Annotated in this window: 7 protein-coding genes and 3 rRNA genes; 8 read left to right on the forward strand and 2 right to left on the reverse strand. The window is 65.7% G+C overall.

Going from position 1 to position 15,913, the window contains the following annotated elements; all coding sequences use genetic code 11:
- Window positions 1–83 precede the first annotated feature (83 nt).
- Together manA and AB5L52_RS26780 are read left to right on the forward strand one after the other, a co-directional pair.
- Complete coding sequence (gene manA / locus AB5L52_RS26775; RefSeq protein ID WP_369366667.1) at window positions 84–1,235, forward strand: mannose-6-phosphate isomerase, class I; 1,152 nt, start codon at window positions 84–86, stop codon at window positions 1,233–1,235.
- Between the two features lie 184 nt (window positions 1,236–1,419).
- Window positions 1,420–2,400: a cation diffusion facilitator family transporter gene (locus AB5L52_RS26780; RefSeq protein ID WP_369366668.1), complete on the forward strand. Its 981-nt coding sequence runs from the start codon at window positions 1,420–1,422 to the stop codon at window positions 2,398–2,400.
- Between the two features lie 425 nt (window positions 2,401–2,825).
- Here the strand turns inward: AB5L52_RS26780 and AB5L52_RS26785 are convergent, their stop codons facing one another.
- Entirely contained in the window at window positions 2,826–5,147 is a 2,322-nt protein-coding gene (locus AB5L52_RS26785) for a fructose-specific PTS transporter subunit EIIC (protein ID WP_369366670.1), read from the reverse strand.
- A 470-nt stretch (window positions 5,148–5,617) separates the two neighbouring features.
- On the opposite strand from AB5L52_RS26785, the gene ahcY reads away from it, so the two are divergent.
- Both ahcY and AB5L52_RS26795 read left to right on the forward strand, forming a co-directional pair.
- Window positions 5,618–7,075: an adenosylhomocysteinase gene (gene ahcY, locus AB5L52_RS26790; RefSeq protein WP_369366672.1), complete on the forward strand. Its 1,458-nt coding sequence runs from the start codon at window positions 5,618–5,620 to the stop codon at window positions 7,073–7,075.
- A gap of 185 nt (window positions 7,076–7,260) precedes the next feature.
- Window positions 7,261–7,875 (forward strand): hypothetical protein, encoded by a 615-nt coding sequence (locus AB5L52_RS26795; protein WP_369366674.1) that lies wholly within the window; start codon window positions 7,261–7,263, stop codon window positions 7,873–7,875.
- An 84-nt stretch (window positions 7,876–7,959) separates the two neighbouring features.
- Here AB5L52_RS26795 and AB5L52_RS26800 read toward each other — a convergent pair whose 3' ends face one another.
- The gene (locus AB5L52_RS26800) at window positions 7,960–8,946 is read right to left on the reverse strand and encodes an RDD family protein (RefSeq protein ID WP_369366676.1); all 987 of its coding nucleotides are present in this window, start codon (window positions 8,944–8,946) and stop codon (window positions 7,960–7,962) included.
- A gap of 143 nt (window positions 8,947–9,089) precedes the next feature.
- Between AB5L52_RS26800 and AB5L52_RS26805 the strand changes: the two genes are divergently transcribed.
- The 4 genes from AB5L52_RS26805 to rrf all read left to right on the forward strand — a co-directional run bounded on the left by AB5L52_RS26805 (window position 9,090) and on the right by rrf (window position 15,813).
- On the forward strand, window positions 9,090–10,097 hold the full coding sequence (locus AB5L52_RS26805) for a stage II sporulation protein M (protein WP_369366678.1): 1,008 nt from the start codon (window positions 9,090–9,092) through the stop codon (window positions 10,095–10,097).
- Between the two features lie 561 nt (window positions 10,098–10,658).
- Window positions 10,659–12,184 (forward strand): 16S ribosomal RNA (locus tag AB5L52_RS26810).
- Window positions 12,185–12,489: 305 nt separating this feature from the next.
- Window positions 12,490–15,608: ribosomal RNA gene (locus AB5L52_RS26815) — 23S ribosomal RNA — on the forward strand.
- Window positions 15,609–15,696: 88 nt separating this feature from the next.
- Window positions 15,697–15,813: ribosomal RNA gene (rrf, locus tag AB5L52_RS26820) — 5S ribosomal RNA — on the forward strand.
- The 16S, 23S and 5S rRNA genes sit together here, the layout of an rRNA operon.
- Window positions 15,814–15,913: the final 100 nt, after the last annotated feature.

A 15,913-nucleotide genomic window follows, 5' to 3' on the forward strand; every position in this document is an offset into this window, starting at 1 on the left:
ACCCCCGCCCACCACCAGCACGGCGACCGGCAGCACCACAGGCGCCGGCCGGGCAGCCGTACGTACGGAGACAGAGAAGACACATGGACCGCCTCGACAACACCGTCCGCCCCTACGCCTGGGGTTCGACCACCGCCATCCCGCACCTCCTCGGCGTCGACCCGACCGGTGAACCACAGGCGGAGATGTGGATGGGCGCGCACCCCGGAGCCCCCTCGCGCACCGCGCGCGGGACGCTCGTCGACGTCATCGACGCCGACCCCGAGGGCGAGCTGGGCGCCGAGACGGTCGCGAAGTTCGGCCCGCGGCTGCCGTTCCTGCTGAAGATCCTCGCCGCCGGCGCCCCCCTCTCCCTCCAGGTGCACCCCAACCTCGAGCAGGCCAAGGAGGGTTACGCCGACGAAGAGCGCCGCGGCATCCCGGTCGACGCCCCGCACCGCAACTACAAGGACGCCAACCACAAGCCCGAACTCATCTGCGCGCTCACCGAGTTCGACGGCCTGTGCGGCTTCCGCGACCCGGCCCAGGCCGCCGACCTGCTCGCCGGACTCGGCGTCGACTCCCTCAAGCCGTACGTCGACCTGCTGCACGCCCACCCCGAGGACGCGGCCCTGCGCGAGGTCCTCACCGCGATCCTCAGCGCCGGTCCGGAGGACATGGCGCGCACGGTCGCCGAGGCCACCGCCGCCGCCACCCGCCTCGGCGGCGACTACGCCCCCTATGCCGACCTCGCCCACCACTACCCGGGCGACCCCGGCGTCATCGCGGCCATGCTGCTCAACCACGTCCGCCTGCAGCCCGGCGAGGCCCTGTTCCTCGGCGCCGGCATCCCGCACGCGTACCTGAACGGCCTCGGCGTCGAGATCATGGCCAACTCCGACAACGTCCTGCGCTGCGGCCTGACCCCCAAGCACGTCGACGTGCCCGAACTGCTGCGCATCGTCCGCTTCGAGGCGGGCGACCCGGGCGTGCTGCGCCCCGAGGCCTCCCCGGACGGCGAGGAGGTCTACGAGACGCCGATCGACGAGTTCCGGCTGTCCCGGTACGTCCTCCCCGAGGGCGGCACCGCCCACGACGTCACCCTTGCCACCCCGCAGATCCTGCTCTGCACGGCCGGTGCCGTCCGCGCCGGCGACCAGGAGCTGAACGCGGGTCAGTCGGTCTTCCTCCCGGCCGGCGAGAAGGCGGAGATCTCGGGCACGGGCACCGTCTTCCGTGCCACTGTGCTCGTGTGACCGCTCGCACCGCAAGGGCTGTGGACAGCCTGCGGATCATATGACCGGGGTTGTGGATACCTGACGCGCCGGGGCCCGGCCGGGCTGCAAGAATGGCCCACCGGCAAAGGCCGGGCAAAGCCGGGCGCACGCCTGGCCGGCGTGGGCGTACGAGGGCGACAGAGGCGAAGGGACACGCGGACACATGAGCGCGTCAGGCGGTACGAAGGCGATCGTGGCGGCACTCGGCGCCAACCTCGCGATCGCGGCATCGAAGTTCGTGGCGTTCGCGTTCAGTGGCTCCTCCTCGATGCTCGCCGAGGGCGTCCACTCCCTCGCCGACTCCGGCAACCAGTTCCTGCTCCTCATCGGCGGCAAGAGAGCCCAGCGCGAGACCACCCCGCAGCACCCCTTCGGCTACGGCCGCGAACGGTTCATCTACGCCTTCCTGGTCTCGATCGTCCTGTTCTCCGTCGGCGGCATGTTCGCCATCTACGAGGGCTACGAGAAGATCAGCCACCCGCACCAACTGGAGCACTGGTACTGGCCGGTGGGCGTCCTGGTCTTCGCGGTCGTCGCCGAGGGCTTCTCCTTCCGCACGGCCATCAAGGAGTCCAACGAACTGCGCGGCAGACTGTCCTGGGCGCAGTTCATCCGCCGCGCCAAGGCCCCCGAGCTGCCCGTCGTCCTGCTGGAGGACTTCGGCGCGCTCATCGGCCTCGTCCTCGCCCTCCTCGGCGTCGGCCTGGCCGTGCTCACCGGCGACGGCGTCTGGGACGGCATCGGCACCGTCTGCATCGGTGTCCTGCTCGTCTGCATCGCGCTCGTCCTGGCCGCCGAGACCAAGTCGCTGCTGCTCGGCGAGGCCGCGGGCGTCGAGGAGGTCAAGAGCATCGAGGCCGCGATCGTCGACGGCGACACGGTCACCGGCGTCATCCACATGCGCACGCTGCACCTCGGCCCCGAGGAACTGCTGATCGCCGCCAAGATCGCCGTCCAGCACGACGACACGGCCGCCGAGGTCGCGAACGCCATCAACGCCGCCGAGGCCCGCATCCGCGCCGCCGTCCCGATCGCCCGCGTCATCTACCTCGAACCGGACATCTACAGCGAGGCCGAGGCCGCCAAGGGCCCCGACCCGGAGGCCACCCCGGGCGGCCCGACCCCGCATCCGGCCGGCCACTGAGGTCTTCCGCCGCGGCTTGGTTCAGCTCCCCGTCGGCTGCGCCGGCCAGGGCATCGGCGGCGGCGGACGGTGCCGTCCGCCGCCGCACGACGAGGAAACCGATCCCGATCCCGAGCCTGATGCCGGTGAGGACCAGCACCACGGCCGGCAGCAGGGCCGCACCGAGCACGAGCGCCGCCGAGCGCCCGCCCGTCACCCGGCCCCACACGGCCTCCACCGCTACGGTCCCGCCGTGGTCCGCGGAGAAGAAGCCAGGGAGGTACGCCCCGGGCCGAGGGCAGGGAAGGCACGCCCCGGGCCGAGGGCAGGGGAGGAATGCCCCCGGACCGCAGGAGCGGGATGCGGCCCCGGCCCACCGCCCAGGGACCCGCACTCGCGCCCCCACCCCCACCGGGATCCGCCCCACCCCCGTCAGCCGCGCCGGCTCACCCGACCTCACCGAGCACGTCGAGTACCGCCCGCTCGTCCTGCGCCGCCAGCAGCCGCTCCCGGAACCCGGGATCCATCAGCTTGCGCGAGAGCAACGCGAGGATCCGCAGATGCTCATCACCCGCAGCCGCCTCCGGTACGGCGATCATGAAGACCAGCCGGGCCTTCGTACCGTCCAGTGACCCCCACTCGACGCCCTCGTCGGACCGCGCGAACCCGACGACCGGCGCCGTCACCGCATCGGTCTTGGCATGCGGGATGGCAATCTCCTCGCCGAGGCCGGTAGTCCCCTGCTCCTCACGCCGCAACGCGGTGGCCACCAACTCGTCCACATCGCCGACCCGCCCACTGCGGCCGAGCAACTCGGCCATCTCCCGTATCGCGGCACCCTTGTCCCCGGCCTGGAGACCAACCTTCACCGTGCGCCCGGTGAGATACCCGGAGAGCACCTCGGCCCGATCGCCCTCGGCCACAGCCTCCCGATCCGGCGAAACAAGCACCGAACCCGAACTCGAACCCGCGGGCGACACCTGCCCAGGCACGACCACCCCCGACGACGTACCAGCACTCTCTGACGACGAACGAGCGGCCTCCGACGACGCACCGGCACTCTCCGACGATGAACCCGCAGCCGCCGCCGACGTCCTGTCGCTCTCCGACGACGAACTCGCCGCCGCCGACGACGCGCCGACCCCCTTCGATGCCGAACCCGCGGCCTCCGACGACAGCCCCGCAGCTGCCGTCGACGACGTACTGGCGCCCGCCGCCGACGAACTCGCCGCAGACGCCATACCGGCACCCTCCGACCCGGCACCCTCCGACCCGGCACCCTCCGACAAGGAACCCGCAGCCCTCGCCGACCCCCGTCGCCCACTCACATCCACCAACGCCACGGTCGTCACCGCAGTGACCACCGCCCCGATCACCACAGCGACGAAGAACATCGGCACCCCACTCACCGCACCCAGCACCGCCACGATCGGCCCCCCATGCGGCACCGCGTCCTTCACCCCGGCCAGCCCCGCAACCGCCCCGGCCACCGCCCCACCGAGCATGTTCGCCGGAATGACCTGCGCCGGCCGCGCCGCCGCGAACGGAATCGCGCCCTCCGAGATGCCGAAGCACCCCATGAACAGCGCCGCGAGTCCCGTCTCCCGCTCCTGCTCGGTGTACAGCTGCCGCCGGATCAGCGTGGCCAGCCCCTGCCCCAGTGGCATCACCGGAATCGCGGCCGCACACATACCCATCACGGTCTGGTTGCCGCTCGCGATGAGCCCGGCACCGAACAGGAACGCCGTCTTGTTGACCGGCCCGCCCATGTCGAACGCGATCATCAGCCCGAGGATCGCGCCGAGCAGGATCGCGCTCGTCCCCGTCATCCCGCCGAGCCAGCTCGTCAGATGCTCGAACACCCACGAGATCGGCTTGCCGATGACGTAGATGAAGAACAGCCCCAGCGCCGTCGTCGCCACGATCGGGATCACGATGATCGGCATGATCGGCTGCACGAACTTCGGCACCCGGACCTTCTTGATCCACAGCACCAGATACCCGGCGAGGAACCCGGTCACGATCGCCCCGATGAAGCCCGCGCCCGCCTTGGAGTCGTACAGTTCGCCGGTGTTGGCGATCCAGCCGCCGATCATGCCCGGCACCAGCGCCGGCCGGTCGGCGATCGCGTAGGCGATGTAGCCGGAAAGGATCGGGATCATCAGCTGGAAGCCGATCCCGCCGATCGCGTTGACGTGTGCCCAGAAGGTGCCGTCCGGGATCACAAAGCCCTTGGACGTCGCATGCCCGCCGAGCGCGAGCGAGACCGCGATCAGCAGCCCGCCGACGACCACGAACGGGATCATGTACGACACGCCGTTCATCAGCGCCTTGTACACCGGCCCCCGCTCCTTGCCGCCACCCCAGGAAGCGGTCGCCGCCCTACCTCCGGCCCCGTCCGACGCGTGCACCGGCGCCGACCGCACCCGCTCGATCAGCTGCTCGGGATGGTGGATGCCCTCGGCGACCCCCACCATCAGCACGCGCTTGCCCGCGAAACGGCTCAGGTCGACGTCCTTGTCGGCAGCGATGATGATGCCGTCCGCCTCTTCGACATCGTTGTCATCGAGAACGTTCTCGGCCCCGATGGATCCCTGGGTCTCCACCTTCATCTCGATGCCACGGCTCGCGGCGGCCTGTGCGAGCTTCTCCGCCGCCATGTACGTGTGCGCGATGCCGGTCGGGCAGGCGGTCACCGCCACCAGTTTCCGCTGCCGCCGCTCGTCATCGCGGCCACCCGTGGAGGGAGGGCCGGCCGGACTGGTCACGTCGTTCTCCTAACGCCGTAGTCGCACGAGGCACCGTCCCGGACACCTCGCGAACGGAACCGGACGGCCCCGGTCCTTGTGCATCCTGCACCACCCCGCCCCCGGCCCCAAGGTGCGAAAGTTCCTGTTCGCACCGGTTTGTTGGCTCTCGCTCCACGGATTCTGCGGCCCTACCGGCCGCCCTTCTGCCCCCGCCCCACGCCCCGAAACCGCCTCCCGTGCGCCGGGAACCATGCCGATGCGGACTGGGGCCGACAGGGCCGTCCGGTGTAGCTTGGGACGGAGCCAGACGTCGCTGCTGATGGCGGTCGGGCGGTCCCCGTGCGGGCCGACCGAGGGAGAGAGGGCCTCCGACGGACTGCGCTGCGCGTACGTGGGCATGCCTGTGTCCTCTTCTCGGGCACCCGTGTGTCCGCCGCCGCGCAGACCAGCCGTACCCACCTCGCCCCAACCCCGAGGAGCAGCTCGCAATGACGACTGTCGACAACCGACAGGACTTCAAGGTCGCCGACCTCTCGCTGGCCGAGTTCGGCCGCAAGGAGATCACCCTCGCCGAGCACGAGATGCCCGGCCTGATGGCGATCCGCAAGGAGTACGCCGAGGCCCAGCCTCTCGCCGGCGCCCGCGTCACCGGCTCCCTGCACATGACCGTGCAGACCGCCGTACTCATCGAGACCCTGGTCGCCCTCGGCGCCGAGGTCCGCTGGGCTTCCTGCAACATCTTCTCCACCCAGGACCACGCGGCCGCCGCGATCGCCGTCGGCCCGAACGGCACGCCCGACAACCCCCAGGGCATCCCGGTCTTCGCCTGGAAGGGCGAGACCCTGGAGGAGTACTGGTGGTGCACCGAGCAGGCGCTGACCTGGCCGGACAGCCCCACCGGCGGCCCGAACATGATCCTGGACGACGGCGGTGACGCCACCCTCCTCGTCCACAAGGGCGTCGAGTACGAGAAGGCCGGCGAGGTCCCCGCCCTGGACACCGCCGAGTCCGACGAGCACCGCGTCATCCTCCAGCTGCTGCACCGCACCCTGGGCGAGAACCCCCAGAAGTGGACCCAGCTGTCCTCCGAGATCCTCGGCGTCACCGAAGAAACCACGACCGGCGTGCACCGCCTGTACGAGATGCAGCGCGACGGCGTCCTCCTGTTCCCGGCGATCAACGTCAACGACGCCGTCACCAAGTCGAAGTTCGACAACAAGTACGGCTGCCGCCACTCTCTGGTCGACGGCATCAACCGCGCCACGGACACCCTGATCGGCGGCAAGACCGCCGTCGTCTGCGGCTACGGCGACGTGGGCAAGGGCTGCGCCGAGTCGCTGCGCGGCCAGGGCGCCCGCGTGATCATCACCGAGATCGACCCGATCTGCGCCCTGCAGGCGGCGATGGACGGCTACCAGGTCACCACCCTGGACGAGGTCGTCGAGACCGCCGACATCTTCGTCACCACCACCGGCAACAAGGACATCATCCTTGCGTCGGACATGGCGAAGATGAAACACCAGGCGATCGTCGGCAACATCGGCCACTTCGACAACGAGATCGACATGGCCGGCCTCGCCAAGATCCCCGGCATCGTCAAGGACGAGGTCAAGCCGCAGGTCCACACCTGGACCTTCGCGGACGGCAAGAAGATCATCGTGCTGTCCGAGGGCCGCCTGCTGAACCTGGGCAACGCCACCGGCCACCCGTCGTTCGTGATGTCCAACTCCTTCGCGGACCAGACCCTGGCCCAGATCGAGCTGTTCACCAAGCCCGACGAGTACCCGACCGGTGTCTACGTGCTGCCCAAGCACCTCGACGAGAAGGTCGCCCGCCTCCACCTGGCCGCCCTCGGCGTCAAGCTCACCGAGCTGCGCCCGGAGCAGGCCGCGTACATCGGCGTTGAGGTCGAAGGCCCGTACAAGTCGGACCACTACCGCTACTGAACCGGCGATCTCCTGATCCCGCCCGCCGGGGAGCACATCGGCGCACCGTAGCGCTCCCCGGCGGCAGGTCCTCCGAGGCAGGCCCCCGCACCCCCGTGCCGGGGGCCTGCCCCTTTGGTCTCCGACCGGCACCGCACCAGCAGCGCCCGGCCGGAGCGTCACCCCGTCAGAACCCAGGACCCCCCATGCCCCGAGGCCGTTATTCGCTCCATGATCCGCACGATCACACCCCCCTTGGCGAAGAACACTTCCAGTGCGCGCCCGGCCCTTCCGGCTGGCGCTACGTCTCCCGGCTGACCGGCCCCGCCGGCGATCACCGCGGCTCGGTCGACCTCGCTCTGGACGACCTCGGCCGCCCCATCCGTCTCGAACTCCACGCGAACGACTGGCAGGTGCGCGGCGCCGCCCTCGACGGCGTCACCTGGGTCCGCACCGACCCCACCGGAACCCATGCCACCGAAGGCAATGCGCGCGCCCACGCCTTCACCGGCACGTCCCCCGCGTTCCTCGTCGCCACCGCCCGTCTCCTGCGCCTCACCCCCTCCTCCCATGCGACCCGCGTACGCCTGGTCGCGTTCACGGACCCGGTCCTCGCCCCCCTCACCGTGGACCAGTCCTGGGCCTTGGTGAACAGCGAAGCACACGCCACTGACAACGGCCCCCTGACCGTGGACGAGTACCAGGTCACAGCCCTGGACACCGGCGAGCGGCACACCGTCCACATCGCCGGCGACGTCGTCCTGGCCGCACCCGGAATCGAGCTGGAGGACCTCCAGTCACCGCCGTCGAGGTTCGACTGAGCGCCGGAACGGACAAGCCGACGAGCCTGACAGGCCAGACGAGATCGACGGGCCTGCCGGAGCGGGAGCCGAGCGGACGCCGTTCTACGCCGGCGGCGCGAAACCGGTGGCCGGGCGGTCGGTCGGCGAGTGATCGTGCGGGGGTACGGCCGACGGATGGTCGCCCGGCGGTACGGCGGGTGGCGTGAGCGGCGCCTGCGGCTGCCCAGCCCAGTCCTGGGTGTGGCCGGACCCACCGGGATGCGGCGGCCGGGCCGCCGCAGCAGCGTGCGATTGATACGCGGCCGGCGCGCCGGGCGCGGCCGCCGGCGGGGCGAAGCCACCGGCGCCGAACGCGCGCCGGGCCTCACGCGACTGCCGCTCGTGCAGCACCGCCGCCAGGAAGGCTGCCGCCGGAAGATCGTGCGGCACCGAAACGCCCGTACACGCCACGAGGTCGGCTGCGAGCCGCTGGGCCAAACCCCGCGACACCTGCGGATCGAGCTGCCCCATCCGGGTCAGGTACTGCCGGACCGCGAGCCACAGCCCGTCCGGCACAGCCGACAGGTCCAGCTCGGCGAACCGCCCCGCGAGCCACGGAGGCGGCGGCGGAACGAAGGCGGCCCGGTCGGCCGGTATGCGCTCGCGCACGACCAGGGTGCCCGCGAACACGTCCCCGAGCCGCCGGCCTCGTACCGACACCAGCGACGCGATGCAGGCGACCACACCGAACGTCAGCAGGATCTCGATCACACCGATCGCGCCCCGCACGAGCGCGTGCCGGAACCGGATCGGCCCACCGTCGTCCCGCACCACCCGGAGACCGAACGCCAGCTTCCCCAGCGAACGCCCGTGACTGAGCGTCTCCACCGCGATCGGTCCGCCGACCAGCACCATCAGAAATGTGGCGATCGTCAGCGCCACCTGCGCGGCCTCGTCCAGAGAAGCGGTCGACATCACCATCACCGTGGTGACGACGACGTATCCGATCACGGCCACCACGACATCGAGCAACACAGCCAGCGCCCTGCTCGGCAACTTCGCCGGACGCAGTTCGAGCGCCACCGCCTCGCCCGTCACCAGCTCACTCACGTCCGCCGTCCTTCCCTGATCTGCCGCCGCAAGCGCAAGTCTGCCAAGCTGTGGGCGCATCGCGCCCTGGTACGACAAGCTGACAGCGATCAAGGGCATCCACGACGAGCAGCCGACGACCAGCCGAGGAGCAGGCAGACCCGATGGACCTGGACGTCTTCGTCTCCGTACACCGAGCCGAATGGGACCGCCTGGACGCACTGCTCCGTCGCCGGCGCCGCCTCAACGGCGCCGAGGTCGACGAACTCGTCGCCCTCTACCAGCGCACCGCCACCCACCTCTCCCTCATCCGGTCCAGCGCTCCGGACCCGCAGTTGACCGGACGGCTCAGCCAACTGGTCGCACGCGCCCGTAGCGCCGTCACCGGCACCCGCCGTGCCTCATGGCGCGATGTCGTGCGCTTCCTGGTCCAGGGCTTCCCGGCCGCGGTCTACCGGGCACGCCATTGGTGGATACCGACCGCATTGATATCCACCACCATCGCGATCCTCCTGGGCTGGTGGATAGGCACCCACCCGGACGTGCAGTCCTCCATCGCGGCACCCAGCCAGCTGCGTGAGCTGACCCGCCCCGGCGGAGAGTACGAGACGTACTACTCCAGCCATCCCGCGGCGGCCTTCGCCGCCCAGGTGTGGACGAACAATGCGCAGGCCGCAGCGATGTGCCTGGTCCTGGGCATCTTCCTGGGCCTGCCGGTCCTCTGGATCCTCTTCCAGAACATGCTCAATCTGGGCGTCGGTTTCGGCCTGATGTCCTCCGCCGGCCGACTCGACACGTTCCTGGGGCTGGTGCTTCCGCACGGCCTGCTCGAACTGACCGCCGTCTTCGTCGCCGCCGGCACGGGACTGCGTCTGGGCTGGACACTCATAGACCCCGGGCCCCGCACCCGACGCACCGCGCTCGCCGAGGAAGGACGCGCAGCGGTCGGCATGGCCATCGGCCTTGCCCTGGTCCTCTTCGTCTCCGGCGCCATCGAAGGCTTCGTCACCCCGTCCGGGTTGCCCACTTGGGCCCGCACAGGAATCGGCGTCCTGGCCGAGCTGGCATTCCTGACCTACGTCCATGTCCTGGGCGGACGAGCGGTACGCGCAGGTGAGACCGGCGATCTCGAAGCAGCTGACCGCAGCGCCTCGGTCCCCACCGCCGCTTGATGTGCGTTCCACCCCTGTGACCTGCTAGTCTCCTCTTCGCCCCACAAAGCCGTTGACACGGATGGCGTGGGGAGGTAGATTCAAACAGTTGCCTAGAAGTGGACAAGATCCAGGGCAGCCGATAGTCTCTACAAGCTTCCTGAGAAGTCGCGAATGACATCTCGAAGGAGCACCCCCGATTACTCAGAAATGAGCGGCCGGTTCGACCGGCCAAGAACTTCTGATAAAGTCGGAACCGCCGGAAAGGAAACCGCGAGAAAAACGCGGGAGCCTGGAAAGCACCGAGGAAATCGGATCGAGAAAAGATCTGATAGAGTCGGAAACACCGAAGGGAAGCGCCCGGAGGAAAGCCCAAGAGGGTGAGTACAAAGGAAGCGACCGTTCCTTGAGAACTCAACAGCGTGCCAAAAATCAACGCCAGATATGTTGATACCCCGTCCGTCGGAAATATTCCGATGGTCGAGGTTCCTTTGAAAAACACAGCGAGGACGCTGTGAACGGTCGGGTCATTCCATCCGACTGTTCCGCTCTCGTGGTGTTCATCCCGATCACGGGAAAACATTCACGGAGAGTTTGATCCTGGCTCAGGACGAACGCTGGCGGCGTGCTTAACACATGCAAGTCGAACGATGAAGCCCTTCGGGGTGGATTAGTGGCGAACGGGTGAGTAACACGTGGGCAATCTGCCCTTCACTCTGGGACAAGCCCTGGAAACGGGGTCTAATACCGGATACGAGCCTCCACGGCATCGTGGAGGCTGGAAAGCTCCGGCGGTGAAGGATGAGCCCGCGGCCTATCAGCTTGTTGGTGAGGTAATGGCTCACCAAGGCGACGACGGGTAGCCGGCCTGAGAGGGCGACCGGCCACACTGGGACTGAGACACGGCCCAGACTCCTACGGGAGGCAGCAGTGGGGAATATTGCACAATGGGCGCAAGCCTGATGCAGCGACGCCGCGTGAGGGATGACGGCCTTCGGGTTGTAAACCTCTTTCAGCAGGGAAGAAGCGCAAGTGACGGTACCTGCAGAAGAAGCGCCGGCTAACTACGTGCCAGCAGCCGCGGTAATACGTAGGGCGCAAGCGTTGTCCGGAATTATTGGGCGTAAAGAGCTCGTAGGCGGCTTGTCACGTCGATTGTGAAAGCCCGAGGCTTAACCTCGGGTCTGCAGTCGATACGGGCTAGCTAGAGTGTGGTAGGGGAGATCGGAATTCCTGGTGTAGCGGTGAAATGCGCAGATATCAGGAGGAACACCGGTGGCGAAGGCGGATCTCTGGGCCATTACTGACGCTGAGGAGCGAAAGCGTGGGGAGCGAACAGGATTAGATACCCTGGTAGTCCACGCCGTAAACGGTGGGAACTAGGTGTTGGCGACATTCCACGTCGTCGGTGCCGCAGCTAACGCATTAAGTTCCCCGCCTGGGGAGTACGGCCGCAAGGCTAAAACTCAAAGGAATTGACGGGGGCCCGCACAAGCGGCGGAGCATGTGGCTTAATTCGACGCAACGCGAAGAACCTTACCAAGGCTTGACATACACCGGAAAACCCTGGAGACAGGGTCCCCCTTGTGGTCGGTGTACAGGTGGTGCATGGCTGTCGTCAGCTCGTGTCGTGAGATGTTGGGTTAAGTCCCGCAACGAGCGCAACCCTTGTTCTGTGTTGCCAGCATGCCCTTCGGGGTGATGGGGACTCACAGGAGACCGCCGGGGTCAACTCGGAGGAAGGTGGGGACGACGTCAAGTCATCATGCCCCTTATGTCTTGGGCTGCACACGTGCTACAATGGCCGGTACAATGAGCTGCGATACCGTGAGGTGGAGCGAATCTCAAAAAGCCGGTCTCAGTTCGGATTGGGGTCTGCAACTCGACCCCATGAAGTCGGAGTCGCTAGTAATCGCAGATCAGCATTGCTGCGGTGAATACGTTCCCGGGCCTTGTACACACCGCCCGTCACGTCACGAAAGTTGGTAACACCCGAAGCCGGTGGCCCAACCCCTTGTGGGAGGGAGCTGTCGAAGGTGGGACTAGCGATTGGGACGAAGTCGTAACAAGGTAGCCGTACCGGAAGGTGCGGCTGGATCACCTCCTTTCTAAGGAGCATCTAGCTGCCGCAAGGCAGCCAGAGCCACTACGCCAGCAAATGTCTGGCGGTGGTCAGCTCATGGGTGGAACGTTGATTATTCGGCACGGTCCAGGATGGACCAGGCGCTAGTACTGCTCTTCGGGGCGTGGAACGCTGATCTGGTCGGCTGGTCGTGTCGGGCACGCTGTTGGGTGTCTGAGGGAACGAACCTTTCCTCAGTTCGCCGGCCCCAGTGCACTCACCGGATGTTCTGGTGGGGTGATGGGTGGCTGGTCGTTGTTTGAGAACTGCACAGTGGACGCGAGCATCTGTGGCCAAGTTTTTAAGGGCGCACGGTGGATGCCTTGGCACCAGGAACCGATGAAGGACGTGGGAGGCCGCGATAGTCCCCGGGGAGTCGTCAACCAGGCTTTGATCCGGGGGTTTCCGAATGGGGAAACCCGGCAGTCGTCATGGGCTGTCACCCACTGCTGAACACATAGGCAGTGTGGAGGGAACGAGGGGAAGTGAAACATCTCAGTACCCTCAGGAAGAGAAAACAACCGTGATTCCGGGAGTAGTGGCGAGCGAAACCGGATGAGGCCAAACCGTATGCGTGTGAGACCCGGCAGGGGTTGCGTATACGGGGTTGTGGGATCTCTCTTCTGCGGTCTGCCGGCCGTGGGACGAGTGAGAAACCGTTGATGTAGACGAAGGACATGCGAAAGGTCCGGCGTAGAGGGTAAGACCCCCGTAGTCGAAATGTCAGCGGCTCGTTTGAGAGACACCCAAGTAGCACGGGGCCCGAGAAATCCCGTGTGAATCTGGCGGGACCACCCGCTAAGCCTAAATATTCCCTGGTGACCGATAGCGGATAGTACCGTGAGGGAATGGTGAAAAGTACCCCGGGAGGGGAGTGAAATAGTACCTGAAACCGTGTGCCTACAAGCCGTGGGAGCGTCGGAACGTGCTTGCACGTTCTCGTGACTGCGTGCCTTTTGAAGAATGAGCCTGCGAGTTTGCGGTGTGTTGCGAGGTTAACCCGGGTGGGGAAGCCGTAGCGAAAGCGAGTCCGAACAGGGCGATTTTAGTAGCACGCTCAAGACCCGAAGCGGAGTGATCTAGCCATGGGCAGGTTGAAGCGGAGGTAAGACTTCGTGGAGGACCGAACCCACCAGGGTTGAAAACCTGGGGGATGACCTGTGGTTAGGGGTGAAAGGCCAATCAAACTCCGTGATAGCTGGTTCTCCCCGAAATGCATTTAGGTGCAGCGTCGTGTGTTTCTTGCCGGAGGTAGAGCACTGGATAGGCGATGGGCCCTACCGGGTTACTGACCTTAGCCAAACTCCGAATGCCGGTAAGTGAGAGCGCGGCAGTGAGACTGTGGGGGATAAGCTCCATGGTCGAGAGGGAAACAGCCCAGAGCATCGACTAAGGCCCCTAAGCGTACGCTAAGTGGGAAAGGATGTGGAGTCGCAGAGACAACCAGGAGGTTGGCTTAGAAGCAGCCACCCTTGAAAGAGTGCGTAATAGCTCACTGGTCTAGTGATTCCGCGCCGACAATGTAGCGGGGCTCAAGCGTACCGCCGAAGTCGTGTCATTCATATGTAAGCCCCAACGGGTGTATGGATGGGTAGGGGAGCGTCGTCTGCCGGGTGAAGCGGCACTGGAAGGTAGTCGTGGACGGTTGACGAGTGAGAATGCAGGCATGAGTAGCGATACACACGTGAGAAACGTGTGCGCCGATTGACTAAGGGTTCCTGGGTCAAGCTGATCTGCCCAGGGTAAGTCGGGACCTAAGGCGAGGCCGACAGGCGTAGTCGATGGATAACCGGTTGATATTCCGGTACCCGCTGTGAAGCGTCAAACATCGAATCCAGTGATGCTGAGGCCGTGAAGCCGTTCCGGACCCTTCGGGGAATGGAAAGTGGTGGAGCCGCCGGACCAATCTGGTAGTAGGTGAGTGATGGGGTGACGCAGGAAGGTAGTCCATCCCGGGCGGTGGTTGTCCCGGGGTAAGGGTGTAGGACGGTGTGTAGGTAAATCCGCACGCCATTAAGTCTGAGACCTGATGCCGAGCCGATTGTGGTGAAGTGGATGATCCTATGCTGTCGAGAAAAGCCTCTAGCGAGTTTCATGGCGGCCCGTACCCTAAACCGACTCAGGTGGTCAGGTAGAGAATACCGAGGCGTTCGGGTGAACTATGGTTAAGGAACTCGGCAAAATGCCCCCGTAACTTCGGGAGAAGGGGGGCCACGCCTGGTGATCCGATTTACTCGGTGAGCTGGGGGTGGCCGCAGAGACCAGCGAGAAGCGACTGTTTACTAAAAACACAGGTCCGTGCGAAGCCGTAAGGCGATGTATACGGACTGACGCCTGCCCGGTGCTGGAACGTTAAGGGGACCGGTTAGCTTGGATTCGTCCAGGCGAAGCTGAGAACTTAAGCGCCAGTAAACGGCGGTGGTAACTATAACCATCCTAAGGTAGCGAAATTCCTTGTCGGGTAAGTTCCGACCTGCACGAATGGCGTAACGACTTCTCGACTGTCTCAACCATAGGCCCGGTGAAATTGCACTACGAGTAAAGATGCTCGTTTCGCGCAGCAGGACGGAAAGACCCCGGGACCTTTACTACAGTTTGATATTGGTGTTCGGTTCGGCTTGTGTAGGATAGCTGGGAGACTGTGAAGCATGCACGCCAGTGTGTGTGGAGTCGTCGTTGAAATACCAGTCTGGTCGTGCTGGATGTCTAACCTGGGTCCGTGATCCGGATCAGGGACAGTGTCTGATGGGTAGTTTAACTGGGGCGGTTGCCTCCTAAAGGGTAACGGAGGCGCCCAAAGGTTCCCTCAGCCTGGTTGGCAATCAGGTGTTGAGTGTAAGTGCACAAGGGAGCTTGACTGTGAGACCGACGGGTCGAGCAGGGACGAAAGTCGGGACTAGTGATCCGGCGGTGGCTTGTGGAAGCGCCGTCGCTCAACGGATAAAAGGTACCCCGGGGATAACAGGCTGATCTTCCCCAAGAGTCCATATCGACGGGATGGTTTGGCACCTCGATGTCGGCTCGTCGCATCCTGGGGCTGGAGTCGGTCCCAAGGGTTGGGCTGTTCGCCCATTAAAGCGGTACGCGAGCTGGGTTTAGAACGTCGTGAGACAGTTCGGTCCCTATCCGCTGTGCGCGTAGGAGTCTTGAGAAGGGCTGTCCCTAGTACGAGAGGACCGGGACGGACGAACCTCTGGTGTGCCAGTTGTTCTGCCAAGGGCATGGCTGGTTGGCTACGTTCGGGAGGGATAACCGCTGAAAGCATCTAAGCGGGAAGCCTGCTTCGAGATGAGGACTCCCACCCACTTGATGGGGTAAGGCTCCCAGTAGACGACTGGGTTGATAGCCGGATCTGGAAGCCAGGTAACTGGTGGAGGTGACCGGTACTAATAGGCCGAGGGCTTGTCCTCAGTTGCTCGCGTCCACTGTGTTGGTTCTGAAACCACGAACAGCCCCACGTTGCCACAGCGTGGTGTGGCGTTCACAGTTTCATAGTGTTTCGGTGGTCATAGCGTGAGGGAAACGCCCGGTTACATTCCGAACCCGGAAGCTAAGCCTCACAGCGCCGATGGTACTGCAGGGGGGACCCTGTGGGAGAGTAGGACACCGCCGAACAAATATTGAGGGAACCCCCGCACCGGGAATGGTGCGGGGGTTTTCTGCGTTTTGGAGCACTTCTCAAAGCAATTCAAAGCAACGGGAAGGTGCTCTTCCC

It is taken from the genome of Streptomyces sp. CG4 (genome assembly GCF_041080655.1).
GTDB lineage: Bacteria > Actinomycetota > Actinomycetes > Streptomycetales > Streptomycetaceae > Streptomyces.

Excerpts from the sequence above, each read along its gene's own strand:
- AB5L52_RS26795 (WP_369366674.1), top strand. The coding sequence starts at position 7,261 with ATGCCCCGAGGCCGTTATTCGCTCCATGATCCGCACGATCACACCCCC.
- manA (WP_369366667.1), top strand. The coding sequence starts at position 84 with ATGGACCGCCTCGACAACACCGTCCGCCCCTACGCCTGGGGTTCGACC.
- AB5L52_RS26780 (WP_369366668.1), top strand. The coding sequence starts at position 1,420 with ATGAGCGCGTCAGGCGGTACGAAGGCGATCGTGGCGGCACTCGGCGCC.
- ahcY (WP_369366672.1), top strand. The coding sequence starts at position 5,618 with ATGACGACTGTCGACAACCGACAGGACTTCAAGGTCGCCGACCTCTCG.
- AB5L52_RS26805 (WP_369366678.1), top strand. The coding sequence starts at position 9,090 with ATGGACCTGGACGTCTTCGTCTCCGTACACCGAGCCGAATGGGACCGC.